Genomic DNA, 24857 nt, shown 5'->3' with positions numbered 1-24857 from the left:
TTATTTGAAACATCAACGATTAGAATTCATCTAGATATTCGTCTAACAACGCTTCTTCTTCCGGATTCACTTCTTCTACCGTGTCGATTTCTGCTTTAAAGTTTTGACGCTGAATATACACATCTCGAGTCAGTACATAAGGATCTGGAGAACTATCAAGCTGTGCTTCTTGCGGTACAAGCAACGCTCGTTTTTCCAAACCTTCTAATGCCCACTTCCCTAAACCAGCCCAAATATTCAAGTAAGATAATGGGAGATACATACCATCGACGGTATCTGTCACTTCTCGCAAAGTATAAGGACCATAACCAGGTATCATAAAGTATGGGCCATTCCCTACGCCATAATGACCAACAGCACTGCTGAACTCTTTATTGTCGTACTTGGTGATACCCGCCGCAGTTGCGATGTCAAATACACCGAGAATACCGAACGTAGAGTTAATCCAAAAACGGTTAAAGTGATCCACCGCTTTGCTACCGTTACCCATCAAAAGGTTGTTCACCATGCTTGATGGTTCATCAAGGTTTGACAAGAAGTTGGCGATACCGGAACGAATAGGCACAGGTGTGTATTCAACGTACGCGATCGACACAGGACGAACCAAATACGGATCTAAGTACTCGTAGTTGATTTCCCACATCGTGCGGTTAAAGCCTTCTAACGGATCATACACATCAGAAGTCGTTTGATTTGTCTCTCCTTCACTTGTTACTGCCTCCTCAGGCGCACTCGAACAGCCAACAAGACCAAGTGCTAACAGTAACATTAGGTAGGATTTACCCTTGTTATACATTCTATGTTCCATAACGACTATTAATATACTTAAGCAACCTCATTTAAAAATGTATGACCAACGCCAAAAAGCAAATGCAGGAACAACCAACAAGCTCAATGTTAGCGATAAATACATTTTAAAAGTCACTTGAGTATATAAACAAAGGCCAGCAAATGCTGGCCTTGGTCATTTTACTTGATAGTTTAGAGTCATACCACTAAATGGGCCCGACATTGACTAAGTGTCATATATCAGAGACAACAACTAACTATTGATACTGTTTATCAATGGTCACTGCAACCGGTTGACCGAATTCAACCACATCGCTTTCGCCATGCCAATCTTGGTCGCGCGTTGCAACGTTGCCATCAGAATCAGCACGTACACGCACGATAAGTTTTTCTAACGATGATAGTTTTTGCCCTTGCATCATCGCGTTACCGTCATCTAGCACCACTGTTCGTGGGAACGAACCAAGTGGATAGCGAGCGGCTGCAACCGGCATTGGTGAACCATCAGCACGATGAATTGAGACAATTAATACCGCGTTAGGATCAAGTTGTGCTTCAGGTGCGACATTAATCGTTACTGCCACGCTTTTATCCGGAGAAACCACTTCACCCATTTGTTTGCGTGCATGGTCGATACTGCGTGAAAGGCTTTCGTATCGGCTATCGTCAGGACCGATCATCTGCTGCATAATGCCCCAGTATTTAATTGCTGCGGGGTAATCTTTACGTTCAAATGCATCAAATGCGAGCAATGAGAACACGCGTAAATCCACGTAATCTTGTTGCATGAGCTTACCAAGTAAAGAACGAGCCGTTGCTTGGTCCATCTCGTCTTGAGAAAGCATTAACGCCTGAGCGTAACCTAACATAACGTCAGGATCTTTTGGCTCAAGAGCATACGACTTTTTCATAGAATCGATGGCTGTCGTCACATCGCGGTTCGCTAATGCAATACGACCGAGTAGCAACCAACCGGTTGAATCTTCTGGCTGATAATGCAGGCGCGTGCGCAGTGCTAACGTTAAATCAGCCATTTCATCATCGCTCAGAGGTTCAGACGACGACGACATCAGCTTCTTAGAAAGCTCTGGCAAGTTAGACGTAACCTCTTGCCATTTCACAACATCTTGAGATGCGCCAAACTTGTAATAAAGCCCGTAACTTAACGCAACCGTAAGAATCACAGAAGGAATAAGCACTGCCATCGGCGAGACTTTGGTTTCCTGACTCATTTTCTGCGCAGGAATATCATCCAAAAGTGACTGCTTAAGATCAGAAATCAGATCTTCTTGACTCTCGACAAGACCTTCTTCTGTTTCTTCTTGAAGCTCAGAAAGACGATCTTTATAAAAAGCTTTGTTCAACTCATCACGTAAGATGTCGTCGTTGTTTGCTTTCTGCTTCAGAAGAGGCAGCGCAACTAACGCACAAGCAATCAACGTAAGAATAACGGTGGAAATCCAAAATAGAGTCATTACTTATTATCTCCGTTATTCTCTTCTTCAAGCAGTGCCTTTAAACGCGCTTCTTTTTGCTCGTCCCATTTCTCGTCGTTGTTTGCCGTGACTTTTGCTTTTGACTTTCGGCTACGAAGCACGATCAAACCAAAACCGCCCAAAACCACAGCCAGTGGACCAAGCCATAAAATCGCTGTCGACATAGTGAATGGCGGATTGTAAGTCACGAAGTTGCCGTAGCGCGCGATCATGTAATCGACGATCTCTTCTTTTGACTTGCCCTCTTTCGTCATTTCGTAGACCTTGTGGCGCAAGTCTTGAGCAAGTTCGGCATTCGAATCAGAGATGGTGTTGTTCTGACATTTAGGGCAGCGCAATGTGTGTCCCAGCTCTTTGAACTGTTGCTCCTGCTCTAAGTTGTCAAACTCATACACTTCAATTGCAGCATGTGCCGCCAACGAGAATGTTAGGGCTGCAAACACTGCTAAAATCACTTTTCTCATTGCTTCGCCTCCTCAACCAGCTGGTTGTACATTGGTGCTAACGTGTCAGCCCAATTTCGAGGGTTAACATCACCTACATGACGGTAACGAATGACACCATTCGCATCGATAATGAAGGTTTCCGGTGCGCCGTACACACCAAGATCCAGACCCAACATACCGCTGCCATCGAACAGACTAATTAGGTATGGGTTACCTAAATCGTTCAACCAACCGATCGCTTTGTTTCGATCATCTTTGTAGTTCATACCGATGATCTTCACGCCTTTACCAGCAAGTTCATTGAGATATTTATGCTCTGCGTAGCAAGTAGGACACCATGTAGCCCACACATTTAACAGCAGAGGCTCACCTTTAAAAATCGACTGATCGTACTGTTTACCCGGTTCGGCCAAGTCTTCTAAGTGAAACTTAGGAACAGGTTTGCCAACTAAAACAGATTCCAGCTTTGTTGGGTCGTCCCCATCTTGGTTACGAACCAACTGTGTTGCGAAGATCCCCGCCAGAACTAAGAAAGCAACCAACGGGATAAACAAGATTTTCTTATTCATTTTATGCTACCTGCTCGTTTGACTTTGCGTTCTTTTTCGATGACTTACGGAAGCGGTAACGCTTATCAGAAATCGCTAGTGCGCCACCTAATGCCATGATCAAAGAGCCAGCCCAGATCCAACGTACGAACGGTTTGTAGTAAATGCGCACCGCCCAAGAACGGTTATCTTCCAAACGCTCCCCCATCGCGATGTAAAGGTCGCGAGTGATACCACGATCAATGGCCGCTTCTGTCATCATCGACTTCGCGGTGCGGTAGAAACGCTTCTCGGCATGAAGTGTATTGATGTACTTACCATCGTGTGTGATTTCGAAATCAGCGATATAACCATCATAGTTCGGACCGTCTTTATCGCGAAGACCCGAGAAGTAGAAATCATAACCTTCGATTTGGAAGTGTTCACCTGGCGCTAAACGCACATCACGCTCAATGCTGTAGTTTTGTACCATAGCGATACCAATGATCGTCACAGCAAGACCGATATGACCAAACATCATCGCCCAGTGGCTACGTTGAAGCTTACGAACACCTTCAGCAAAACTGTGACGGTGCGTCGCACGCTCATGCAATTCGAACGCATGCATTGCCACGATCCAAATCGACATAACCCAGCCGATGTACGCCATCACTGAGAAGAAATCAGCAAATAGGAATACACAAACCGCCGCCAACGCCAGAGACACAGTGCCCGACACAAGCATAGGCTTCACAATCGAAGATAACTGGTCACGCTTCCAACGGATAAGAGGACCGATACCTAGCAAGAAGGCAAACGGCATCATCAGCCATGCGAATAGCATATCGAAGAATGGGGCACCGATAGAAACCGAGCCCAAACCGAGCTGCTTGTGAACTAATGGCAACAGCGTACCAACTAAAACAACCACAAGAGCTGCAATTAGCAAGACGTTATTGGCAAGAAGTGCATTTTCGCGCGACACTAAATCAAAGTTACCACGAACACGTACCGCCGCACCTTTCACCGCGAATAGCAGTAAAGAACCACCGATAACGAAGACAAGGAAACCAAGGATAAACATACCGCGAGAAGGATCGGACGCAAACGCGTGTACCGACACCAAAATGCCCGAACGAACTAAGAAAGTACCTAACAAACTCAACGAGAATGCAGAGATCGCTAGCAATACTGTCCAAGCTTTAAATGTACCGCGTTTTTCCGTTACTGCTAGCGAGTGCATAAGTGCAGTACCTGCTAGCCAAGGCATAAAGGATGCGTTTTCTACTGGATCCCAGAACCACCAGCCGCCCCAGCCTAGTTCGTAATAAGCCCACCAAGAACCTAGTGCGATACCCAGAGTTAGGAATACCCAAGCCGCCGTTGTCCAAGGACGAGACCAGCGTGCCCATGCTGTATCAAGACGACCGGTCATTAGAGAGGCAATCGCGAACGAAAACGCAACAGAGAAACCGACGTAACCCATGTACAGCATTGGTGGATGCACAATCAGCCCAGGGTCTTGCAGAAGCGGGTTCAAATCTCGACCATCAACAGGGAAGAACGGTAACGTACGTAGGAATGGGTTTGACGTTAAGATAATAAACAGTAGGAAACCTACTGAGATCATACCCATTACGGCAAGTACACGTGCAACCGACTCTTGTGGCATACCGCGGCTGAATGTAGCAACCGCGACGGTCCAACCTGCTTGGATAAGCACCCAAAGCAATAGGGAACCTTCGTGTGCACCCCATACCGCTGTCAAACGGTAGTACCAAGGCAGTTGGCTGTTTGAGTTACTTGCTACGTATTGCAGAGTGAAATCGTTAGTATAAAAACCCCAACACAAAATCACGAACGAGAAAAACAGCATGATGAACATCGACCAAGACAGCGGTCGAGCGGTATTCATCAGCATCGTATTATTGTTTGATGCGCCCCATAGCGGCAGTACAGAAAGCAGTACCGCCATCGCTAAAGATAAAATGAGGGCAAAATGGCCGATTTCAGCAATCATTCGCCGCTTCCTTGTTTTTGTTCACTGCTGTATTGCAATGGTTCATGCGTTTTCTTCATGGCTTCTGCAATTTCAGGCGGCATGTATTCTTCGTCGTGTTTAGCGAGAACTTCAAACGCTTCAACTGTCGTTGCGTCTTTTAGAACACCTTGCGCAACGATGCCCTGCCCTTCACGGAACAAATCAGGAAGAATACCTTCGTAAGTGATCGTTACTTTTGGACCCACATCATGCAGATCAAAGCTCACTTTAAGAGAGTTAGGATCACGACGAACCGAGCCTACAACCACCATACCACCAATACGAAGACGCTGACCAACCTCAGGTTTAGTACCATCTGGCTTACCGTTGACCAGTTCAGTCGGCGTGTAGAAAAGGTCCATATTTTGGTTAAGCGCATATAACATCAAACCGATGGTGGCACTGATACCGATAAAGATCGCCAGAACAATACCTAGCCTCTTTTTACGTCTCGGGTTCATAAGGTGTTCTCCATATTCTTCGCTGCGTCAATACGCGCTTGACGGTCAATTTTCGCTTTCACTTCTTTCATTAATGCATCACCGCGACGTAGGCTGGTGATTAGAAGGATAAGCATTGATAAAAAAGTAATGCCGAACGCGCTCCATACGTATGACGCATAGCCACCCATGGCAAAAAAGTCGCTCAGAGATTCAAAGTGCATCGTTAATTACCTCACTGAGTTTTTGTCTGTTGCGAGATCGCGAACCCAAGGGCGATGACTTTCTTTACTGATGATTTCGTTACGGAAACGCACCATAGTCACAGCACCAAAGAAGAACGCAAAACCAAAGATGTTCAGCAACAGTGGCCAAAGCATGTCGGATGAAATTGAAGGTTGTTCGAATTTCGTAATTGTTGCGCCTTGGTGAAGCGTGTTCCACCATTCAACAGAGAAGTGGATGATTGGCAGGTTCACTACGCCAACAATCGCCAAAATACCCGCTGCTTTTGCAGCCGTTTTTTGGTCATCAAACGCGTGGTAAAGTGCTATCACACCAAGGTAAAGGAATAGAAGAATAAGTTCAGAAGTAAGACGAGCATCCCATACCCACCAAGTGCCCCACATCGGTTTACCCCAAACAGCACCGGTCAGAAGAGCAATAAAGGTGAATACTGCGCCGATCGGTGCCATCGCAAGAGCGGCCATATCTGATAAGCGAACTTGCCAAACCAAACCGATAAAGGCAGCAATCGCCATCGACATGTACACGCCCATAGACCAAATAGCAGATGGAACATGAATATAAATAATTCGGAAACTGTCACCTTGTTGGTAATCAGAAGGCGCAAACGCCAGTCCCCAAACGGTACCTACCGCTAGGCATACGAGGGCCAATACAGAAAACCAAGGTAAGAACTTACCACTCAAACGGTAAGCTGCTTCTGGCTTGGCATAAGGATGTAGCCATTTCCACATGTTTAGTTCTCACTCTTACTTCAGGGACACTGTCTAAGGGGTCGAGACCGTAGCAGTGCTTTAATAATAATTCTTTGATCAAGCGTCGTGTTAATGACACTTTATTGAGTTAGTTAACACTAACTCGCAACGCGGCACTGATTGCAAATGGCGTGAGAGTTATCGCGCCCATTAACATTGCACCTAAAATCGCCAGTTGACCGTTATACGCCATACCTAACGCAGCAGCATCAATCGCCGATGTTGCGAAAATCAGAATTGGGATATAGAGCGGAAGAATAAGCAAACTCAAAAGAACGCCGCCCTTTTGTAACCCAACTGTCAGCGCCACACCAATAGCACCGATAAAACTCAGTGTCGGGGTGCCAATCATTAACGTGAGCACCACAGACAACCAAGTGTTGAAATCCAGAGAAAGTAATACTGCCAATAGCGGGCTGATCAAAATCAGCGGTAATCCCGTTAGCACCCAATGAGCTATGACCTTAGATATCACCACAAGTTGCAAGGGAATTGGCATGAGCATCATTTGCTCTAACGCACCATCTTGAAAATCATCACGAAATAGACGTTCTAATGATAATAATGCCGATAGCAATGCGGCAACCCAAACAATGCCCGCTGCAATACGTGCTAACAAATTAGGTTCAGGCCCAATACTCAATGGAAACAAAGTAATAACAATAATAAAGAACCAAAGCGGGTTCAAAATGTCGGCTTGGCGACGAAATGCAATCAAGAGTTCGCGGCGAATAATAGTTGTCATGGCCGAAATCATATCAATCACCCAATTTTATTTTTCTAAGTTTAGGGCTGTCAGCAAACATATCTTGGTGCGTCGTTAACATCACAATGCCACCGTTATTGGCATGCTGAGCAAACAGAGCTTCAAGCACTTTGACACCTTGTTTGTCGATTGCTGTTAGTGGTTCATCCAAAATCCACAAAATCTGCTTACTTAGCCAAAGTCTAGCCAAAGCAACGCGACGCTGCTGACCCGCAGAAAGTTGTGCTACAGGTACATCTTCTCGCCCCGCAAGCCCCACTTGGGTTAAAGCAGTAAAGATTTCTTCATCGGAAGTACTGTTATTTTGAATAGATTGGTAAAAACGTAAGTTTTCAAATGCGGTGAGTTCGCGCTTTACGCCAGTTTGATGGCCGAGAAATAGCAAGTCTTGGTGGAAGACATCACGAGATTTTTCAACCTCTTCACCTTTCCACTTGATCATTCCTTCTTCTCTATCGCCTAACCCTGTAATAATGCGCAGTAGCGTCGTTTTACCTGTGCCATTACGCCCTTCGATCTGGACTAACTCACCAGGCTTAATTTCAAATTGCAGGTTTTCAAACAGGACCCTTTCATCACGGATCGCAGTCAGGTTAGACACTTCTAACATAGGGCTTCAACTTCATAAGGAACGAAGGGCTATATTAACACAGCTTACTTGTGACAAAACAGGATAAGAAAGCAGGGATGTATGTAAGTTCATGTATTTTTGTTAACTTACTGTCACACTTTGATAAAATTAACCATAAGTGGCTATAAGTTTTTATTTTAGATATAAAAAAAGAAGCCGAAGCTTCTTTTTATTCTCTTTATCGTCGACGCCCACGTGGTGGGTAATTCGAATCATCGGAAGGTTGACTGCTTAATGGCGGGATCTTCTCTTTTCCAGCCAGTTTTTTCTGCAAAGAGAGCATCAACTCTGCTTCTGCTTTTGGCAGTTCACACTCTTCGATTAGCTCGTTGATATCAGCCCCTAACTGCACCATTTTGGTTGCTCTACTGTATAAGCGACCATCAGTATCAGCGTGTTCGAGTTCGCGAATTCGCTCATTAAGATGTTGGATGATATCTTGCTGCTCAGTTACTTTTTGGCCAAGGCCAACTACAACCGAACGTACCTCTAGTAGCTGTTTGTTCAGCTTCTGCACTTCTTTATCCGCGTGTCGTGCCTGCGCTCGCTGTTGGTCCATTTGCTTTTGCAAACTAGCACGAATGCGCAGCTGCAACACAACCAACACCAATACAATAAACGCAACGCCACCCGCGAGGAATGGTACAGATAAAAAAGTATCTTCAGCCATCATCATTCAGCCAATTATAGGTGAGCCATCTCGTCCCATTCGTCGTCAGTTAGCAGCTTGTTCAAATCAACAAGGATCAGAAGCTTACCGTCACGGTTGCTTACACCTTGGATGAATTTCGCGCTTTCGTCTGTACCTACAGAAGGCGTAGTGTCGATCTCAGAAGAACGTAGGTAAACTACCTCAGCAACGCTATCTACCAAGATGCCGATAACTTGACGCTCTGATTCGATCACGATGATACGTGTGTTATCAGTTACTTCGCCTTCCATCAAACCGAAGCGTGAACGTGTATCGATAACCGTTACAACGTTACCACGTAGGTTGATGATACCTAGTACGTAATCTGGCGCACCTGGAACTGGAGCAATTTCAGTGTAACGAAGAACTTCACGAACTTGCATTACATTGATGCCGTACGTTTCTTCTTCTAGTTGGAACGTCACCCACTGAAGAACTTCGTCATTCGATGTATCTTTCTTCACTTCTACTTCAAAAGCTTGAGACATAGTTAATCCTCGTTAATGTCGTTCCCGACTTAAATCTAATTCAGTGATTTTACATCTAAACCGGCGTTTAGCATGTCTATAAGTGCTTGGACATGAATTAAAGCACACATTTTTTCTTTCACCATGCCCGCTAGCCAAGGGCGTTTACCCGCTTGTTCTCGCCAACGAACATTGTCGCCATTTAGGGTTTCAGTACCCAATAGTTGGTTGCTGGCCAAACCCCACATGCTTTCACCAAGCATGACAACGTATTGGTAGTTATCTTTGTATTCATCCCCACGAAGTTTGTCTGCCATCACCCACTTTGCAGTGTCGACGACATCAAACTGCTGTTCGCGGTTCGTCTGTAAACCTAAGTACCAGGCTGGTCGACCAATAAGGTGGTTGAGCTCGGTAATGCGATGAATGCCACCCAATTCATCGAGCGGTACGGCAAATGTCACTTCGTTGACATCAAAGTAAAGCACTTGAAAATCTTCACTTCTTTGCGTGCCTTCCCACGTATTGGGGATCGCAGGGCTCGCCTCGGTTTCCAGTTGCGTTTCGGTTTGCTGTTCTATCGCGATGTCTTGTTCTATCTCAGGAACAACTTCTACCGCTTCGACTTGAGCTACCTCAGTTTGAATGACTTCAGAAACAGGCTCTTCTATCACCCATTCTTGAATTTCTTCAACCACTTCTATTGGTGACTCAACAGCTACTTCAACGTCTGGTTGTATCGACTTTGCGTGAATCGCAATGTCGATGGTGTTCTGTTCCAAAATGTCGTCTATGTCTAACTCATCTACGACATTGGTCGATTCGAGTTGACTCAATAACCTTTGAACGTCTTCTAAATTCGGCGCTTCCAGTTGCGGTGCGTAGTTTTCGCGAAACTGGTAAGAGTCTGACTCTGCGTATTGCATCTGGAGCTCTGACTCTGGCTCTAGCTCTGACTCTGGCTCTGGCTCTGGCTCTGGCTCTGGCTCTGGCTCTGGCTCTGGCTCTGAAGAGGATAGTTCCTGGGCGAGCAAGTCAAGCTCATGTTCGAGATCAGTCACCTCAACTTCTTCACCGAGTAATGCGCTGAAGTAATCATCAAGCGCCTGCTCGCTGGAAAGTACGCTGTTACTGCTCATCGAACGCTAACCTCTCCAAGTAAATCAATAGCTGTTTGTACGCAAACACACCACGGCTACCGGATGCAAAGTGCGACGCTGGTAAGTGTTTCAAACTTGCGTCTCGGAACTTGGTGTCAATCGGTACTGCGGAAGTCCACACTTGGTTCGGGTAGTCTTTTTTCAGTTGCGTCAAAGTCTGCAACGAAGCGCGAGTTCGCTTGTCGTACATGGTTGGTACGATGGTGACTTTGAACCCATCTGGACGTGATTTCTGCATGATCGTCAACGTACGAATCATACGTTCCAAGCCTTTCATCGCGAGGAACTCAGTCTGTACTGGGATCAAGATACGATCACTCGCCGCGAGTGCATTAACCATCATCACACCAAGGATTGGTGGACAATCGATCAACACGTAGTCGTAATCTTGCGAAACCGCTTGAAGTGCGCGCTTCAAAATCAACCCCATGCCACTGCGGTTACCCATTACGCGGTCTAGCGTAGCCAATGACATGTGCGCAGGAATGATGTCCATTCCTTCCAACTCGGTTTCTAAGATCAACGGCTTAACCGTATCGCGAGTGAACGTCTTTAGCTGAAACAGATCGAACAAGCTTGATGACACGGTATCTGAGTCGTAACCAAGATAAGTCGTCAGTGACGCATGAGGATCGGTGTCGACCATCAATACACGATGACCTTTCTGGCTCAACAAACCTGCTAGTGTCACTGTTGATGTGGTTTTACCTACCCCACCTTTTTGGTTAGCTACACTCCAAACGATCATGATTTATCCTACGCTAAACCCACTTCCACCAGCATGCGTTCTGCAATTCGGTCAAGAGGTAAATCTTCAGAAGAAATGCCCGCTTTAGCAACAGCTTGAGGCATACCGTAAACCACACAGCTTTCTTCGTCTTGTGCCCAAATGGTTGAGCCTGCCGATTTCAGCATACGTGCACCTTCTCGGCCATCTGCACCCATTCCGGTGAGCACCATAGAAAGCACTTTGTCGCCGTAAACTTTCGCCGCTGAGCCAAAGGTCACATCCACACACGGTTTGTAGTTCATGCGATCACCGCCATCAATGATGCGAAGGCGAGCAGCACCTGCACGACCATCAATCATCATTTGCTTGCCGCCTGGCGCTAGGTAAGCCACGCCAGCTTGTAACACATCACCGTCTTGTGCTTCTTTCACTTGAATCTTACACAACGTGTTCAATCGACTTGCAAATGCCGCCGTAAATGTCGCAGGCATATGCTGAATCAGCACGATTGGATGTGGGTAGTTCATCGGCAGACGAGTAAGAATTTTTTGTAAAGCAACTGGGCCACCAGTGGATGTGCCAATCGCAGTTAACTGGTATTTCTTACCCGATGCGCGGAACTTGGTTGCTGCCGGTCGAGCCGGAGCCGATGCGGCAGGCGCAGCGGTTCTTGAAGCCAGTGGGCGCGCAACACTAGTTGCAGCAGCTGGACGCGCTACAGGACGGCGCATGAAAGCACGCTTGGAGGCAATTTGAATGACACGTTGCTGAAGCAGCGAAACCGCTTCATCGCGGTTACGTGCAATATCTTCAAACTTCTTCGGTAAGAAGTCCAGAGCACCAGCGTCCAACGCATCAAGAGTTGCTTTCGCCCCATCATGAGTCAGGGACGAAAACATCAGAATTGGCGTTGGAGATGCGGCCATGATTTCACGCACAGCCGTAATGCCATCCATAACTGGCATTTCAATATCCATGGTGATGACGTCCGGCTTGAGAGCTTTGGCTTTTTCGACCGCTTCTCTGCCATTTACCGCAACGTCAATCACTTCTAGGCGCGATTCTGAGTTGATGATTTCGCTTACGCGACGACGGAAAAAACTCGAATCATCAACGACTAGTACTTTAATCGCCATTTTGTTCCTTTTCTTTACGTCAGCTTAGATGCGCGAAGCTGCTGCGTATTGCTTCAATAGATCTGGCACATCAAGAATCAATGCAATGTGACCATCACTGGTAATCGTCGCACCAGCCATACCTGGTGTACCTTGCAATAAGTTATCTAATGGCTTGATAACCACTTCTTCTTGACCGATAAGCGTGTCGACGACAAAACCAACGCGTTGACTGCCGATCTGCACAATCACAACATGACCATGACCGATGCGTTGCTCCACGCGAGGAGACTTAGACGCCAACCAGTTTTGTAGGTAGAACAGTGGAATAGACTTATCGCGAACGATGATGGTTAACTGACCATCTACCACGTTGGTGCGGCTTAAATCTAAGTGGAAAATCTCGTTTACTGACGCAAGTGGTAGTGCAAACGGATGACCGCCAACACCCACCATTAAGGTCGGCAAAATCGCTAGAGTCAGTGGCACTTTGATGGTGATCTTCGTGCCCTTGCCCAGCTCTGAATCGATGTCGATAGAGCCGTTTAGGGTGTTGATCGCCGTCTTAACTACGTCCATACCCACACCGCGGCCTGAAATATCAGAGATCTTCTCTTTACTTGAGAAGCCAGGGGCGAAGATAAGGTTGAAACACTCTTTATCCGATAAACGCGCTGCTGCATCTTCGTCCATCATGCCGCGTTTTACCGCAATGCCACGAAGTTTATTAGGATCCATACCGCCACCGTCATCAACGATAGCCAATTCGATATGGTCACCTTCTTGTGAAGCAGATAGGATGACTTTACCAGTGCGCGATTTACCCGCTTTTACGCGGTCTTCTGGCATTTCAATGCCGTGGTCAACCGAGTTGCGCACCAAGTGGATCAATGGATCCGCTAGCGCTTCTACCAGGTTTTTATCGAGATCGGTTTCTTCACCGCGCATTTCCAGCACGATGTCTTTATTTAGGTTACGCGCCAAGTCACGTACAACGCGAGGGAAACGACCAAATACTTTCTTAATTGGCTGCATGCGCGTTTTCATTACTGCACCTTGAAGGTCTGCAGTAACAACGTCTAGGTTTGCCACAGCTTTCGACATTTCTTCATTGTCGCTGTTCAAACCAAGACTTAATAAGCGGTTACGTACCAACACGAGCTCACCCACCATGTTCATGATGGTATCTAGCGTTGATGTATCAACACGTACCGTCGCTTCTGCTTGTGGCTTTTTCACCGCTGGTGCAGACGCTTTTGGCTCCTCTTTCACCGCCACAGGTTTTGCTGCCGGCTTTGGAGCAGAGGCTGGCGTTGAAACCGGAGCAGGCTGCGCAACAGGTGCTGGTTTTGGCGCTTCTGGAGCTAGAGCGGAAGCAGGCTTAGTTGCCATATCAAGCTCTTCAAGCGTTGGGCCTTTGCCCGCACCGTGTAGCTCGTCAAGCAGCTTCTCAAACTCTTCATCAGTCATCAGGTCGCTATCGCCTGAGGCAGCTGAAACCGCAGGAGCAACAGGTTCTGGTGCTTTAGGCGTCTCTGCAGGAATGGCTGTTGCTGCTGAAGGGCTCTGACCAACACCATGCAATTCATCGAGAAGACGTTCGAATTCGTCATCGGTGATATCGCCATTGTCCAGAACAGGCGCACTTGCTTGAACAGGTGCAGCCGCTGTTGGAGCTGATGTCGATGCGCCTGGTGCAGCACCTTTACCGTGCAGCTCATCAAGAAGCTTTTCAAACTCGTCTTGAGTAATTTCGTCGACAGAACCTATAGAACCCGCCTCCGTTATGTCGGCTGCAGGGGCAGCTGGCACTTCGTTAGCAGGTTCTGGGATAACTGGTTCTGGAGTAACGATAGGTTCTTCAACCACTGTAGCTACTTCGTCTTCAGACTCAGGCTTACATAGACGGTGCAGTTCATCTAGCAACGCAGGGTCTGCAGCTTCTAACGCTTCTCGATCTTGCACAGCTTGGAACTGGGTATTTACCGTATCCAACGCCTTCAACATGGTATCCATGAGGCTTGGCGTTACAGAACGTTGGCCATTTCGCAACACGTCGAACACGTTCTCTGCACCGTGGCAGGTGTCGACCAGTTCTGCTAAGGATAGGAAACCGGCACCACCTTTCACGGTATGGAAACCGCGGAAGATAGCATTAAGTAAGTCTTTATCTTCTGGATTGTTTTCTAACTCAACCAGCTGCTCAGAAAGCAGCTCTAGGATTTCTCCGGCCTCAATTAGAAAGTCCTGAAGGATATCTTCGTCTAAATCGTAGCTCATACGTTACCTTTAAAATCCAAGACTGGACAACAAGTCATCGACTTCGTCCTGCGATGAAACCGCATCTTCTCTCAGTTCTGGATGAAGAATAGGGCCTTCGGCTTCGCTTGATTGTTTAATCTTTTTATCTGCCGGTTCTGACAAAACTTGAACCTGTTCTGCTGGTTTTTGGCCAGAGAATACGGTGAGGATTTCCACCAAACGGCCTTCTACTTCGTTTACCAGCGTAATTACGCGACGAATAATTTGACCCGTTAAGTCTTGGAAGTCTTGCGCCATAAGAATTTCGGTCAACTGACCGCGCAATTCAGTGCTATCACCTTCGACCTGAACAAGCAGTTTGTCGATACGGTGACACAGAGCTTTGAATTCGCTTAATTCAATGCGCCCGTACATGAGTTCATTCCATTGAGGACGAACTTGTTGAAGGCAATCATGCAGGTTATCGGCGATTGGAAGGCAGCAATCTACTGCATCCATCGTCTTGTTTGCTGCCAGTTCCGTTTTCTCGATCACATAGTGCAGACGATCCCGAGCATTCGGGATTTCATCTTTAGCTATTTCGGTCATGCGTTGATCGAGGTTGAACTGCTTTAGTGAATCATGAAGGTCTCGAGTCAGCGTTCCGATTTCTTGCAAAACTGGATTCTCTGTACCTTCATATAGCGAGGCAACAAGCATGTTCGCTTGATCTTGTTCCCCGTTTTCTAGCATTTGAACGAGCGACTTCGCCTGCTCTAGTGAGATCATTCTGAATAGACCCTTTTACGTTTAGTTCTTCTTATCGCTTCGAAAACGTCAAACGAGTCATTTTATGTGTATGTATTATTTGGAATAAACGACTCGAATAACAAAGAGAAAGAGAGAGTTATAAACGTTCGAAAATTTTCTCTAATTTTTCTTTTAGTGTTGCAGCAGTAAATGGCTTAACAATGTAGCCGTTTACACCTGCTTGAGCAGCTTCGATGATCTGCTCACGCTTCGCTTCAGCCGTGATCATAAGTACAGGAAGGTGCTTAAGCTCTGCATCGGCACGGATGTGTTTAAGCAAATCGATACCTTGCATTCCTGGCATATTCCAGTCGGTTACAACAAAATCGAAGTCACCTTTTTTCAGCATTGGTAATGCAGTTAAACCGTCGTCGGCTTCTTGAGTGTTATTGAAACCCAAGTCACGAAGCAGGTTTTTAACAATACGGCGCATTGTTGAGAAATCGTCAACAATAAGGATCTTCATGTTTTTATTCAAAATTGCCTCCACTGAATCGTAAAATCAGTGTTTTTAGTCATTTTGTGTCCACGCACTGAGCTTGGTGCGTAAACGTTGCATCGCTTGGCTTAGTATTTGGCTTACACGAGATTCGCTTACACCTAATACATCACCAATTTCTTTCAAATTGAGTTCTTCGTCATAATAAAGCGAAAGTACTAAAGCTTCACGCTCTGGAAGCTGTTTTATTGATTCAACCAGTGCTTTTCTGAACGATTCATCTGCTACACCCTTAAATGGGTTGCTGTCATCAGTTTCATCTGCTGGTGAAATCACATCATCAGAAACGCCTAAATCTTCAATACCAACTAATCTTGAGCAGTTTATATCGGTCAGAGCACTATGATATTGATCCAGTGACATCCCGAGATGTGCTGCTACTTCAGAATCTGTCGGATCACGATTTAACACGCCTTCCAGCTCTGCGACCGCTTGATTAATTTCGCGATTATTCTTATGAACAGAACGCGGTACCCAGTCACCTTTGCGCATGTCATCTAACATGGCGCCACGAATACGGATACCAGCATAAGTTTCAAAGCTCGCACCTTTAGAACCATCATAATTCTGCTGAGCTTCGATAAGACCGATCATGCCGGCCTGAATTAAATCCTCTACCTGAACACTCGGCGGTAAACGGCCTAACAGGTGGTGAGCAATACGCTTAACCAACACAGAGTAGCGTTCAATGAACGCTTGCTGACTATTAAACTTGCCATGCTGGTCATAGGTTATCGCTTTATTCACCAAAAGGGTCCTCTGCGAATTCGGTACGATTTAGCAACCTTTCCACAAAAAATTCCAAGTGTCCACTTGGTGTTTTCGGCAGTGGCCACATCAGCGCTTTGTTTGCCAATGAGCTGATAGCTAAAGCCGCAGGAGAGCGAGGGAACGCATCAACGACAATTTTTTGTCTTTTTACGGCTTGTCGTACTTTATCATCTAATGGAATACATGCTACGAGCTCAAGGCTTACATTCAAGAACCGCTCTGTGACTAGCGTCAACTTTGCAAACAATTCTCGACCTTCTCGGTAGCTTCTGACCATATTTGCAACAACTTTAAAGCGTTGGACTTGGTGTTCTTTGCTCAAAAGCTTAATTAGTGCATAAGCATCAGTGATAGAAGTCGGTTCGTCACAGACTACTACAACTACATCTTGAGCTGCACGAGAAAAACTAATAACCATATCAGAAATGCCAGCTGCTGTATCAATTAGCAGGATGTCCATTTCATCTTCAAGACTACCAAATGCGCGGATGAGTCCAGCATGTTGAGCATGAGAAAGCTCTGTCATGCTTTGTGTGCCAGAAGTTGCAGGGATTATCTTTATACCATAAGGGCCTTCAACAATCGCATCTTTTAGCTCACATTCACCCGCTAGCACATGTCCCAGGTTACGTTTTGAACGAATTCCGAGCATTACGTCAACATTAGCCAGACCTAGGTCAGCGTCGAGAACCATCACCTTTTTGCCTTGGCGAGCCATGCAGATCGCCAGACCCAGCGTTACGTTAGATTTCCCCACACCACCTTTGCCGCCAGTAACAGCAATCACTTTTGTCAACGATGGTTGTGTTAAGCGACGGAGGCCGCTTGCTTGATCGTGTATCATATTCTCAGTCATAGTAGTCCGCCGCCCTAGAGTCCTTCGTTGTCACTGTTCCAAAAGTGAGGTTCGTTCTCTGTCGACTTCTCTAACAGTTCGTTTGCTTTCGCAAGCATGTATTTTGGTTGTGCTATCACAATGTCTTCAGGCACGCGTTGACCATTTGCTATGTAAGCCACTGGCATTGCGTTTTGAATCACCACACTAATGAATTCACCTAAACTTAATGACTCATCAAGCTTAGTGAGAATACAACCCGACAGCGGAATGCGTCGGAAGTGATCAAGAGTTTCTTGTAGAACTCGACGTTGTGCGGTAGCTGGCAAAACAAGGTAGCTATGAATCACTTCACCACTCTCTTGCATTAGGGTATCGAGCTGCTCGGAAAGCCTCACATCTCTTTGTCCCATCCCTGCCGTATCGACCAAAATCAGTCTTCTGTTTCTTAGCTGATATATAACATCGGCTAATTCGTTAGAATCTTTAGCAACTCTTACAGGACAACCCATAATTCTCCCGTAAATGGAGAGTTGCTCATGTGCACCTATGCGATATGTATCTGTTGTCACAAGGGCCACATTGTCGGCACCGTATTCCATGGCTGCGCGTGCAGCAAGCTTCGCGACAGTTGTCGTTTTTCCGACGCCTGTAGGGCCAAGCAATGCAACCACACCACCACGTTTTAAAATATCTTGTTTTGGTATGTTAATTTGATCCGCAACGAGTGACAGCAACGCCTTCCACGCACGTGCAGGCTTGGTGTCTTCTGGGATGTAACATGCCATTTGGTCTGCAAGCTCAGGAGACACGCCCATACGCTCTAAGCGTTTGATAAGCATTGCTCTTAATGGCTCACGACGTTCCACTTCTTGCCACATTAAGCCGGAGACTTGATGTTCCAGCAGACGACGAATCGAAGTCATCTCTTCGCGCATGTTCTCCAACTCTTTTGCTGACTCGTCACGCTCTTTAGAGGATGGGCGACGACGGTCATAGCGCGTAGGATCTAACTTCGGCGTTGGTCGCTCAAAACGGTTATCTTGAGCAATCAATTTCGCCAAAGGAGAGTCCGGCTGGTATGGCACGGGCTTTTCTTGGTTGTAGCTTTCGCGGTGCTTATTTTGGCGTTGCAATAGGGCTGATAACGAATCTTCGTTTTCCGCAACATGATCGTCAGATTCTGCTGCGCCACCACTGTATTGCTTCAGCATGTTCGCGAATCGCTGTGTCATCGAGCCTGATTTTTCTTTGCTGTTTTGTAGGCTAATTTTATCTTCATCTAAACTGCGATCTTGAAAACGATCGGCCGCTGATGACGACATTTGACGATGTTCGTTATAGCGATTCGATTGAGAAGCACCACGATTTGATTGCGAAGAAGCACTGGATGAAGACGGATTGGATTCATTATCCACTGCAGCAACAATCGCTACACCGCCTGCCACTTTCTTGTTTGACATGATCACCGCATCTGCACCCAACTCCTCTTTCACTTGGAGCAGCGCTGATCGCATGTCTTTGGCAAAAAATCGCTTTATTTTCAAACTATGAATCCATTAATGATGCGTGAGATTAATTACCCACGGCTTGCACAATTCTGATCTGTTTTTCATCCGGTATTTCTTGATAAGACAGTACCCGGAGATTAGGTATTGTGTTCTTCACAAACTTAGCCAGTGTGGATCGCAACACGCCAGACGTAAGTAGAACGGCAGGTTCGCCCTTCAACTCTTGCTCTTGCGTTGCATGGCTTAGTGAAGACTGCAAACGTTCAGCGAGTCCTGGCTCAATGCCAGCAGATTCGCCTCCCGAGGCTTGCATAGTTTGATGCAATATTTGTTCCAGCTCAGGAATCAAGGTAATCACAGGCAGTTCTGGCTCTATACCATTGATTTCCTGAACAATTAGACGTTTCAGACTGATTCGAACCGCCGCTGTTAATATGTCAGGTTCTTGACTCTTACTTGAGTACTCAGCCAAGGTTTGTACGATAGTACGAATGTCGCGAATTGGAATGGCTTCATTCAACAAGTTCTGCAACACTTTCACCACCACACCTAATGGGAGTTGATCCGGTACGAAGTTCTCCACCAATTTCGGTGCACTTCGGCCTAGCATCTCCAATAAATTCTGTACTTCTTCATGACCAATCAACTGCGATGCGTTGTTGGTTAATAACTGACTTAGATGCGTTGCCAATACCGTCGATGAATCCACCACGGTATAACCGAGAGCCTGAGCGTGCTCGCGCTGCTCTTCACGAATCCACACGGCTTCTAGGCCGAATGCCGGGTCCATGGTCGGTTCGCCATCAATCATGCCATAAACCTGACCAGGGTTAATCGCCAATTCTTGGTCTGGGCGAATTTCCGCTTCACCCACCGCAACGCCCATCAGGGTAATTCTGTAGCTGTTTGGCGTCAGCTCAAGGTTGTCGCGAATGTGTACAGCTGGGATCAAGAAACCAAAATCTTGTGAGAGCTTTTTACGAACGCCTTTCACGCGCTCTAATAACTCTCCGCCTTGGTCACGATCCACCAGCGGGATTAATCGATAGCCCACTTCTAAACCAATAATATCAACAGGTTGAACGTCATCCCACGACAACTCACGTTGAGAAATCGGCTCGCTGCCATCTTCTGCTTTCGTAGGTAATGCTGGTTCTTTTGCTTTCTGCTTCTGACGCTTGTCAATTAAGTAAGCGCCCGTGCCAGCAGCAACGGCCAACGTTAAGAAAGCAAAATGCGGCATGCCCGGTACGATACCCATCACGCCCAAAATTGCCGCCGTGATCATCAACGCTTTCGGGTTGTCGAACATTTGGAAAACCAGCTGCTCGCCCATGTCTTCATCGGTGTTTTGGCGCGTTACCATCATCGCCGCTGCAATCGACAGCAATAACGATGGAATTTGAGCAACCAGACCATCACCAATCGTTAGCAAGGTATAGATTTGGATCGCTTCACCAAAGCCTAACCCGTACTGCGCCATACCAATCGACAGACCGCCGATGATGTTGATAAACAGAATCAAAATACCGGCTATCGCATCGCCTTTTACAAACTTGGACGCACCATCCATTGAGCCGTAGAAATCTGCCTCTTTGGTCACTTCAAAACGACGCACGCGCGCTTGCTCTTGGTCGATAAGGCCTGCGTTTAAGTCCGCGTCAATCGCCATCTGTTTACCAGGCAACGCATCAAGGGTGAAACGAGCGCTCACCTCCGAAATACGCCCCGCACCTTTGGTCACAACCATAAAGTTAATGATCATCAAGATGAGGAAGACGACTAAACCGACTGCGTAGTTACCGCCAATTACAACGTTACCAAACGCCTCGATAACGTTACCTGCTGCATTGCCCCCTTCATGGCCGTGAAGTAACACGACACGGGTGGACGCAACGTTCAGCGCCAAACGCAACAACGTCGCGATCAGCAGCACCGTTGGGAACGCGGCGAAATCTAACGGACGGCGTGTGTATACCGTCACCAACAACACCACCATGGCTAAGGCGATGTTAAAGGTGAAGAACATATCCAGTAGGAACGCGGGTATAGGTAATACCACCATCGCAAGGGTGGCCAAAACCATGACAGGCGCGCCAATAGCTGGCATCTCACGCTGACGAATTCGTGGCAATTTATCTGCAAACGGCAGGCTTAACTTCATACTGCGAGGTATCTCAATCGAATTGAAGCGTCACGCGAATACGCACTTTAATACGTATGTCTAATGTTTATACGCGACCACTTTCGCCTAAAAGTTTAGGTATAGTTGATAATTAGTCGACTTAAGCAATCTATGTACCAAAATCAACGCCAAAATAATGACTCAAAGCTAAATAACAGCACAATCCATTGATTGTTTTATATTTTTCTTAATTTTGCTTTTTGTACGATTAATGACGATGTTCCGGCGGGATTGGCAAGTCATAATCTTGAATTTTCGGTCGCTGACCACCACGTTTGCGGTACTGTTTTAACTGGAACACAAACGCCAGCACTTGCGCGACCGCGGTAAACAGACCGTCAGGAATTTCTTGTTCCAACTCAGTGGTATGGTAAAGCGCACGTGCAAGTGGTGGAGCAGGCACAATCGTAATGTCGTGCTCGCGTGCCACTTCTCGAATTTTCATCGCCATATGATCCGTACCTTTCGCAATCACGACTGGCGCACGATCTGTTTTCTGCTTATAACGCAGCGCCACTGAATAGTGCTCCGGGTTGGTGACAATAACGTCTGCTTGAGGTACATCGGCCATCATCCGGCGTTGTGCCGCCTCCCTTTGCAGCATACGAATACGACCTTTCACCTCTGGCTTACCTTCGGTTTCTTTGTATTCGTCTTTCACTTCTTGCTTGGTCATCTTCAACTGATCGGCGTGCTGCCAAATCTGGAACGGTATATCGATGGCCACAACAATCAATAACGAGCAGCTGATCAACAAGATGAAGTTGAGCAAAATATCCAGCGCGTGGAAAATATTCTGCGGGTAAACATCCATGCTAAGTTGGATCAAATCTGCTTGCGATGCTTGGATCAAATACATGGCAACGCCTGTCACCAACACCACTTTCAAGATCGATTTGATCAGTTCAACCCAACTTTGCATGCCCACCATGCGTTTTAAACCGCTCAGAGGGTTCATTTTGGACAGCTTAGGCATTGCCGCTTCGGCAGAAAAGCTAATGCCCCCAACCCCTGCAGCACCAATCGTCGCCGCCACAAACAACGTGATAAGGATGAGAAACAGTGGAAAAAGCAAATCTGTCATTGCGCCTAATGCGATATCAAACAGCTTTGTTGTGTCAAAGATTTCATCGCGTTTGAGGTCGAACAAACGACTCATGATGGAAAACAGCGAACGTGCGAGTGACTCGCCAAACCACATCAGAGCTATAGCACCCACAATTAGCACTGACGCCGATGCGAGCTCTTTTGAGCGTGCGACCTGCCCCTTTTCTCTGGCTTGTTGTAACCGTCGGGGCGTGGCTTCTTCGGTGCGTTCCTGACCGTCTGACTCTGCCAAACTAGCCTCCTAACAATCCAAGCGAATGAGGCTACAAATCTGCTCCTCACCCAATGCCCAATACAATTCATAATGACTGTATAGACCAGCCAAGATGTACCAGCAAATCAATAGACCCACCATCAATGCAAACGCAAAGCCGAGCGAGAAAATGTTCAGCTGAGGCGCGGCACGCGTCATTACACCAAACGACAAGTTGATAGTAAGCAGCGCGATGATGCCTGATAGCGACATACTCAGAGCAGTTTTGAACATAATGCCAAGCCAACCCGCCATATCACGAAAATCCACCGCGGTAAGCGTGCCCGACCCTATCGGTAGGGTTTTAAAGCTGAACACCACCAGTTGCAGCATTTTTAAGTGACCATCGGTTGCGAGGAAAAACATGGTGGTCAAGAACATGAATAATTGACCAAGCAATGGCGTGTTCTGACCATTGGCAGGATCGACCATCGACGCGAAACCCAAGCTCGATTGCATACCAAGAATTTGCCCGAGCAACACAAACGTTTGGATCATAAATTGCGTCACCATGCCCATCGCGACGCCAATGATCATCTGCTCTGCGATGGTCATAAAACCACGAAATGAGAGCAGTTGAATGTCTTGCGGAACAGCCGGAATAGCGGGCATCACGGCAAAAGTAATCGCAAGGCCGAGATACAAACGAATACGAGGAGAAACAAAGCGAGCGCCAGTAACGGTCATTACCATCAACATCGACGAGATACGAACGTACGGCCAAAAATAATTGGCTATCCAGTCTAAGATGATTTGAGTGGGATACTCCATACCAGCCTCTAGTACAGAACCTGAGGCAAGCGCTCAATCAAGCCGAAGAAATATTCCATCAGCATTTGCGTCATCCAGTGACCAAACAGCATCAAAGCTAACAAAGTCACGATCAAACGAGGTAAGAAGCTTAATGTCTGTTCGTTAATTGACGTCGCGGCTTGAAAAATCGCCACGACCAAACCGATGAGCAAACTAGGGATAATAATGGCACAGACCATGATCAACACCATCCACAGTGCCTCACGGAAAAGCTCGACAAACATTTCAGGAGTCATGTCTTACCTCTTTTCTCTGTGCCAATCTAAAGGGCAAAACTGCCGGCTAAGGTCGACAATATCAAGTTCCAACCATCCACCAACACAAACAGCATTAACTTAAACGGCAGCGATACAATCATTGGCGATAGCATCATCATACCCATGGCCATCAAAACCGATGCCACCACCAAGTCGATGATCAAGAACGGCAGAAACAACATAAAACCGATTTGGAACGCCGTTTTCAGCTCCGAGGTGATAAAAGCGGGAATCAACACCGCCATCGAGACATCTTCTGGATTGGTTACTTGCTCGCCCGACATATTTACGAAGGTTTCCAAATCCTTAATACGCGTTTGCTTAAGCATGAAGGCCTTCATCGGCACTTGCGCTGCATCGAATGCTTCGCGCGCTGTCACTTGTTCGTTGAGGTATGGCTGGATAGCCGTGTCATTGATTTCGTTGAGCACAGGAGACATGACAAAGAAGGTCAAGAAAAGCGCGATGCCAATGATCACCTGATTCGATGGTGTTTGTTGTAAGCCCATCGCCTGACGCAGAATCGACATTACCACCACAATTCGGGTGAAAGACGTCATCAAAATCACCATTGCTGGCAAGAAGCCCAGCATGGTCATTAAGGCAAGAATTTGCAATGTAACAGAATAGTCTTCACTGCCATCCGGATTGGTGGTCATGGTGAAAGCTGGAATACCAGCACCGTTGCCAACCGACATAGAGCGACTGGCTCCGGTATCGCTTTGCATGGCTTGAACCGTCACACTGCTCCCTTCTGCTAAATTCGCAGGCAGCGGTGATTCCTCTGCCGCAGCAAACGAAAATGAAGAAAACAGCACGCCAACCAGTAGCACCAAAGTGCTAAAAAGCAGACGGATTGGATTACCCTTTGTCATTTTTCTTGATCAGTTGGCTGAACTGACTGGCAAAAGCATTGGTCGCCAACTCTTCCTCTTTCAATGGCTTTTCTAGCTTGGCTAAGGTTTGGATCGATTGACTGGTGATGCCCACCAAAAACTGCTCTTCTCCAACCTGAACCACAGCGATTCGCTCTTTGGTGCCGACAGGTAATTGGCTCACGATGCGTAAACCTTTTTGCTGCCCTAACGCCGGCACTTGCATGCGTTTAAGCAACCATGCCAACAGCAAAATGACACCAATAACCAGCACAAGTGAACCCAAGGTGGTCGCTAAATCGAGATTACTGGGTGCAGCCGCAAATGCATAAGGAGCACTCAGCATTAAACCGAGTGCTCCTGTGATTTGCTTCAATCTCTTTGTGATTGAACTTGTCAT

27 protein-coding genes are annotated in these 24857 nt (G+C 46.7%); all 27 read right to left on the bottom strand.

All coding sequences use genetic code 11. The features are described 5' to 3' along the window. Nucleotides 1-19 precede the first annotated feature (19 nt). The 27 genes from ACF8OV_RS16015 to fliO all read right to left on the bottom strand — a co-directional run bounded on the left by ACF8OV_RS16015 (nucleotide 20) and on the right by fliO (nucleotide 24857). Nucleotides 20-796: a VacJ family lipoprotein gene (locus tag ACF8OV_RS16015; RefSeq protein ID WP_011106038.1), complete on the bottom strand. Its 777-nt coding sequence runs from the start codon at nucleotides 794-796 to the stop codon at nucleotides 20-22. Between the two features lie 250 nt (nucleotides 797-1046). Next, on the bottom strand, nucleotides 1047-2264 hold the full coding sequence (gene ccmI / locus ACF8OV_RS16010) for a c-type cytochrome biogenesis protein CcmI (protein WP_005479509.1): 1218 nt from the start codon (nucleotides 2262-2264) through the stop codon (nucleotides 1047-1049). Continuing rightward, on the bottom strand, nucleotides 2264-2749 hold the full coding sequence (locus ACF8OV_RS16005; protein ID WP_005457737.1) for a cytochrome c-type biogenesis protein: 486 nt from the start codon (nucleotides 2747-2749) through the stop codon (nucleotides 2264-2266). The genes ccmI and ACF8OV_RS16005 overlap by 1 nt, the downstream gene beginning before the upstream one ends. Next, on the bottom strand, nucleotides 2746-3300 hold the full coding sequence (locus tag ACF8OV_RS16000) for a DsbE family thiol:disulfide interchange protein (protein WP_005457723.1): 555 nt from the start codon (nucleotides 3298-3300) through the stop codon (nucleotides 2746-2748). The genes ACF8OV_RS16005 and ACF8OV_RS16000 overlap by 4 nt, the downstream gene beginning before the upstream one ends. Before the next feature lies 1 nt (nucleotide 3301). Then, nucleotides 3302-5278, bottom strand: a complete 1977-nt coding sequence (locus ACF8OV_RS15995; protein ID WP_005484508.1) for a heme lyase CcmF/NrfE family subunit — start codon at nucleotides 5276-5278, stop codon at nucleotides 3302-3304. Continuing rightward, nucleotides 5275-5760 carry a cytochrome c maturation protein CcmE gene (gene ccmE, locus ACF8OV_RS15990; protein WP_005457727.1) on the bottom strand — a complete coding sequence of 162 codons (486 nt, stop codon included), beginning with the start codon at nucleotides 5758-5760 and terminating at the stop codon, nucleotides 5275-5277. The genes ACF8OV_RS15995 and ccmE overlap by 4 nt, the downstream gene beginning before the upstream one ends. Continuing rightward, nucleotides 5757-5963 (bottom strand): heme exporter protein CcmD, encoded by a 207-nt coding sequence (ccmD, locus tag ACF8OV_RS15985; RefSeq protein WP_005457743.1) that lies wholly within the window; start codon nucleotides 5961-5963, stop codon nucleotides 5757-5759. Before ccmD ends, ccmE begins: the two co-directional genes overlap by 4 nt. Before the next feature lie 6 nt (nucleotides 5964-5969). Then, nucleotides 5970-6719 carry a heme ABC transporter permease gene (locus ACF8OV_RS15980; protein ID WP_025528086.1) on the bottom strand — a complete coding sequence of 250 codons (750 nt, stop codon included), beginning with the start codon at nucleotides 6717-6719 and terminating at the stop codon, nucleotides 5970-5972. 109 nt (nucleotides 6720-6828) lie between these two features. Continuing rightward, nucleotides 6829-7497, bottom strand: a complete 669-nt coding sequence (gene ccmB, locus ACF8OV_RS15975) for a heme exporter protein CcmB (protein WP_005457672.1) — start codon at nucleotides 7495-7497, stop codon at nucleotides 6829-6831. Nucleotide 7498: 1 nt separating this feature from the next. Beyond that, nucleotides 7499-8116 (bottom strand): cytochrome c biogenesis heme-transporting ATPase CcmA, encoded by a 618-nt coding sequence (gene ccmA, locus ACF8OV_RS15970; protein WP_025517244.1) that lies wholly within the window; start codon nucleotides 8114-8116, stop codon nucleotides 7499-7501. Nucleotides 8117-8315: 199 nt separating this feature from the next. Further along, the gene (locus ACF8OV_RS15965; RefSeq protein ID WP_021449899.1) at nucleotides 8316-8807 is read right to left on the bottom strand and encodes a DUF2802 domain-containing protein; all 492 of its coding nucleotides are present in this window, start codon (nucleotides 8805-8807) and stop codon (nucleotides 8316-8318) included. Nucleotides 8808-8821: 14 nt separating this feature from the next. After that, the gene (locus ACF8OV_RS15960; protein WP_005438733.1) at nucleotides 8822-9316 is read right to left on the bottom strand and encodes a chemotaxis protein CheW; all 495 of its coding nucleotides are present in this window, start codon (nucleotides 9314-9316) and stop codon (nucleotides 8822-8824) included. A 35-nt stretch (nucleotides 9317-9351) separates the two neighbouring features. Then, nucleotides 9352-10434: a chemotaxis protein CheW gene (locus ACF8OV_RS15955; protein WP_317675853.1), complete on the bottom strand. Its 1083-nt coding sequence runs from the start codon at nucleotides 10432-10434 to the stop codon at nucleotides 9352-9354. After that, nucleotides 10424-11203 carry a ParA family protein gene (locus ACF8OV_RS15950; RefSeq protein ID WP_005479466.1) on the bottom strand — a complete coding sequence of 260 codons (780 nt, stop codon included), beginning with the start codon at nucleotides 11201-11203 and terminating at the stop codon, nucleotides 10424-10426. Before ACF8OV_RS15950 ends, ACF8OV_RS15955 begins: the two co-directional genes overlap by 11 nt. Nucleotides 11204-11211: 8 nt before the next feature. After that, on the bottom strand, nucleotides 11212-12321 hold the full coding sequence (locus tag ACF8OV_RS15945; protein ID WP_203505168.1) for a chemotaxis response regulator protein-glutamate methylesterase: 1110 nt from the start codon (nucleotides 12319-12321) through the stop codon (nucleotides 11212-11214). Nucleotides 12322-12345: 24 nt separating this feature from the next. After that, the gene (locus ACF8OV_RS15940; RefSeq protein ID WP_203505170.1) at nucleotides 12346-14580 is read right to left on the bottom strand and encodes a chemotaxis protein CheA; all 2235 of its coding nucleotides are present in this window, start codon (nucleotides 14578-14580) and stop codon (nucleotides 12346-12348) included. A 9-nt stretch (nucleotides 14581-14589) separates the two neighbouring features. Beyond that, the gene (locus tag ACF8OV_RS15935) at nucleotides 14590-15330 is read right to left on the bottom strand and encodes a protein phosphatase CheZ (protein ID WP_005457755.1); all 741 of its coding nucleotides are present in this window, start codon (nucleotides 15328-15330) and stop codon (nucleotides 14590-14592) included. Between the two features lie 118 nt (nucleotides 15331-15448). Then, the gene (cheY, locus tag ACF8OV_RS15930) at nucleotides 15449-15817 is read right to left on the bottom strand and encodes a chemotaxis response regulator CheY (RefSeq protein WP_021451399.1); all 369 of its coding nucleotides are present in this window, start codon (nucleotides 15815-15817) and stop codon (nucleotides 15449-15451) included. A 45-nt stretch (nucleotides 15818-15862) separates the two neighbouring features. Further along, nucleotides 15863-16597, bottom strand: coding sequence for an RNA polymerase sigma factor FliA (locus ACF8OV_RS15925; protein WP_005457739.1), 735 nt, complete (start codon nucleotides 16595-16597; stop codon nucleotides 15863-15865). Then, a complete protein-coding gene (locus tag ACF8OV_RS15920) occupies nucleotides 16590-17477 on the bottom strand; it encodes a MinD/ParA family protein (protein ID WP_005457698.1) in 888 nt (295 codons plus the stop codon). Before ACF8OV_RS15920 ends, ACF8OV_RS15925 begins: the two co-directional genes overlap by 8 nt. Before the next feature lie 14 nt (nucleotides 17478-17491). Then, nucleotides 17492-19003, bottom strand: coding sequence for a flagellar biosynthesis protein FlhF (gene flhF / locus ACF8OV_RS15915; RefSeq protein WP_392404385.1), 1512 nt, complete (start codon nucleotides 19001-19003; stop codon nucleotides 17492-17494). A 28-nt stretch (nucleotides 19004-19031) separates the two neighbouring features. Continuing rightward, nucleotides 19032-21131: a flagellar biosynthesis protein FlhA gene (flhA, locus tag ACF8OV_RS15910; protein WP_258496245.1), complete on the bottom strand. Its 2100-nt coding sequence runs from the start codon at nucleotides 21129-21131 to the stop codon at nucleotides 19032-19034. 229 nt (nucleotides 21132-21360) lie between these two features. Next, nucleotides 21361-22491 carry a flagellar biosynthesis protein FlhB gene (flhB, locus tag ACF8OV_RS15905; RefSeq protein WP_005457645.1) on the bottom strand — a complete coding sequence of 377 codons (1131 nt, stop codon included), beginning with the start codon at nucleotides 22489-22491 and terminating at the stop codon, nucleotides 21361-21363. A gap of 9 nt (nucleotides 22492-22500) precedes the next feature. After that, the gene (gene fliR / locus ACF8OV_RS15900) at nucleotides 22501-23283 is read right to left on the bottom strand and encodes a flagellar biosynthetic protein FliR (protein ID WP_005481059.1); all 783 of its coding nucleotides are present in this window, start codon (nucleotides 23281-23283) and stop codon (nucleotides 22501-22503) included. A gap of 8 nt (nucleotides 23284-23291) precedes the next feature. Beyond that, the gene (gene fliQ / locus ACF8OV_RS15895; protein WP_005457784.1) at nucleotides 23292-23561 is read right to left on the bottom strand and encodes a flagellar biosynthesis protein FliQ; all 270 of its coding nucleotides are present in this window, start codon (nucleotides 23559-23561) and stop codon (nucleotides 23292-23294) included. A gap of 26 nt (nucleotides 23562-23587) precedes the next feature. Further along, nucleotides 23588-24457, bottom strand: coding sequence for a flagellar type III secretion system pore protein FliP (fliP, locus tag ACF8OV_RS15890; RefSeq protein WP_005481091.1), 870 nt, complete (start codon nucleotides 24455-24457; stop codon nucleotides 23588-23590). Further along, nucleotides 24444-24857, bottom strand: a complete 414-nt coding sequence (gene fliO, locus ACF8OV_RS15885; RefSeq protein ID WP_005457659.1) for a flagellar biosynthetic protein FliO — start codon at nucleotides 24855-24857, stop codon at nucleotides 24444-24446. Before fliO ends, fliP begins: the two co-directional genes overlap by 14 nt.

This window comes from Vibrio sp. GLN_1 (genome assembly GCF_043106015.1).
Taxonomy (GTDB): domain Bacteria; phylum Pseudomonadota; class Gammaproteobacteria; order Enterobacterales; family Vibrionaceae; genus Vibrio; species Vibrio parahaemolyticus.
The sequence above is the reverse complement of the archived record's forward strand: the minus strand, read 5'-3'. Positions and strand labels throughout refer to the sequence as shown.

Bases quoted from the DNA above. Each gene is read 5' to 3' on its own strand.
- ACF8OV_RS15980 (WP_025528086.1), bottom strand. From the start codon at position 6,719: ATGTGGAAATGGCTACATCCTTATGCCAAGCCAGAAGCAGCTTACCGT.
- ccmB (WP_005457672.1), bottom strand. From the start codon at position 7,497: ATGATTTCGGCCATGACAACTATTATTCGCCGCGAACTCTTGATTGCA.
- ACF8OV_RS15945 (WP_203505168.1), bottom strand. From the start codon at position 12,321: ATGGCGATTAAAGTACTAGTCGTTGATGATTCGAGTTTTTTCCGTCGT.
- ACF8OV_RS15960 (WP_005438733.1), bottom strand. From the start codon at position 9,316: ATGTCTCAAGCTTTTGAAGTAGAAGTGAAGAAAGATACATCGAATGAC.
- ACF8OV_RS16000 (WP_005457723.1), bottom strand. From the start codon at position 3,300: ATGAATAAGAAAATCTTGTTTATCCCGTTGGTTGCTTTCTTAGTTCTG.
- fliQ (WP_005457784.1), bottom strand. From the start codon at position 23,561: ATGACTCCTGAAATGTTTGTCGAGCTTTTCCGTGAGGCACTGTGGATG.
- ACF8OV_RS15920 (WP_005457698.1), bottom strand. From the start codon at position 17,477: ATGACTGAGAATATGATACACGATCAAGCAAGCGGCCTCCGTCGCTTA.
- ACF8OV_RS15940 (WP_203505170.1), bottom strand. From the start codon at position 14,580: ATGAGCTACGATTTAGACGAAGATATCCTTCAGGACTTTCTAATTGAG.
- ACF8OV_RS15955 (WP_317675853.1), bottom strand. From the start codon at position 10,434: ATGAGCAGTAACAGCGTACTTTCCAGCGAGCAGGCGCTTGATGATTAC.
- ACF8OV_RS16015 (WP_011106038.1), bottom strand. From the start codon at position 796: ATGTATAACAAGGGTAAATCCTACCTAATGTTACTGTTAGCACTTGGT.
- ACF8OV_RS15935 (WP_005457755.1), bottom strand. From the start codon at position 15,330: ATGATCTCACTAGAGCAGGCGAAGTCGCTCGTTCAAATGCTAGAAAAC.
- fliO (WP_005457659.1), bottom strand. From the start codon at position 24,857: ATGACAAGTTCAATCACAAAGAGATTGAAGCAAATCACAGGAGCACTC.
- ACF8OV_RS15950 (WP_005479466.1), bottom strand. From the start codon at position 11,203: ATGATCGTTTGGAGTGTAGCTAACCAAAAAGGTGGGGTAGGTAAAACC.
- ccmA (WP_025517244.1), bottom strand. From the start codon at position 8,116: ATGTTAGAAGTGTCTAACCTGACTGCGATCCGTGATGAAAGGGTCCTG.
- cheY (WP_021451399.1), bottom strand. From the start codon at position 15,817: ATGAAGATCCTTATTGTTGACGATTTCTCAACAATGCGCCGTATTGTT.
- ACF8OV_RS16005 (WP_005457737.1), bottom strand. From the start codon at position 2,749: ATGAGAAAAGTGATTTTAGCAGTGTTTGCAGCCCTAACATTCTCGTTG.
- flhA (WP_258496245.1), bottom strand. From the start codon at position 21,131: ATGAAGTTAAGCCTGCCGTTTGCAGATAAATTGCCACGAATTCGTCAG.
- fliR (WP_005481059.1), bottom strand. From the start codon at position 23,283: ATGGAGTATCCCACTCAAATCATCTTAGACTGGATAGCCAATTATTTT.
- fliP (WP_005481091.1), bottom strand. From the start codon at position 24,457: ATGACAAAGGGTAATCCAATCCGTCTGCTTTTTAGCACTTTGGTGCTA.
- ACF8OV_RS15965 (WP_021449899.1), bottom strand. From the start codon at position 8,807: ATGGCTGAAGATACTTTTTTATCTGTACCATTCCTCGCGGGTGGCGTT.
- ccmI (WP_005479509.1), bottom strand. From the start codon at position 2,264: ATGACTCTATTTTGGATTTCCACCGTTATTCTTACGTTGATTGCTTGT.
- ccmD (WP_005457743.1), bottom strand. From the start codon at position 5,963: ATGCACTTTGAATCTCTGAGCGACTTTTTTGCCATGGGTGGCTATGCG.
- ACF8OV_RS15995 (WP_005484508.1), bottom strand. From the start codon at position 5,278: ATGATTGCTGAAATCGGCCATTTTGCCCTCATTTTATCTTTAGCGATG.
- ccmE (WP_005457727.1), bottom strand. From the start codon at position 5,760: ATGAACCCGAGACGTAAAAAGAGGCTAGGTATTGTTCTGGCGATCTTT.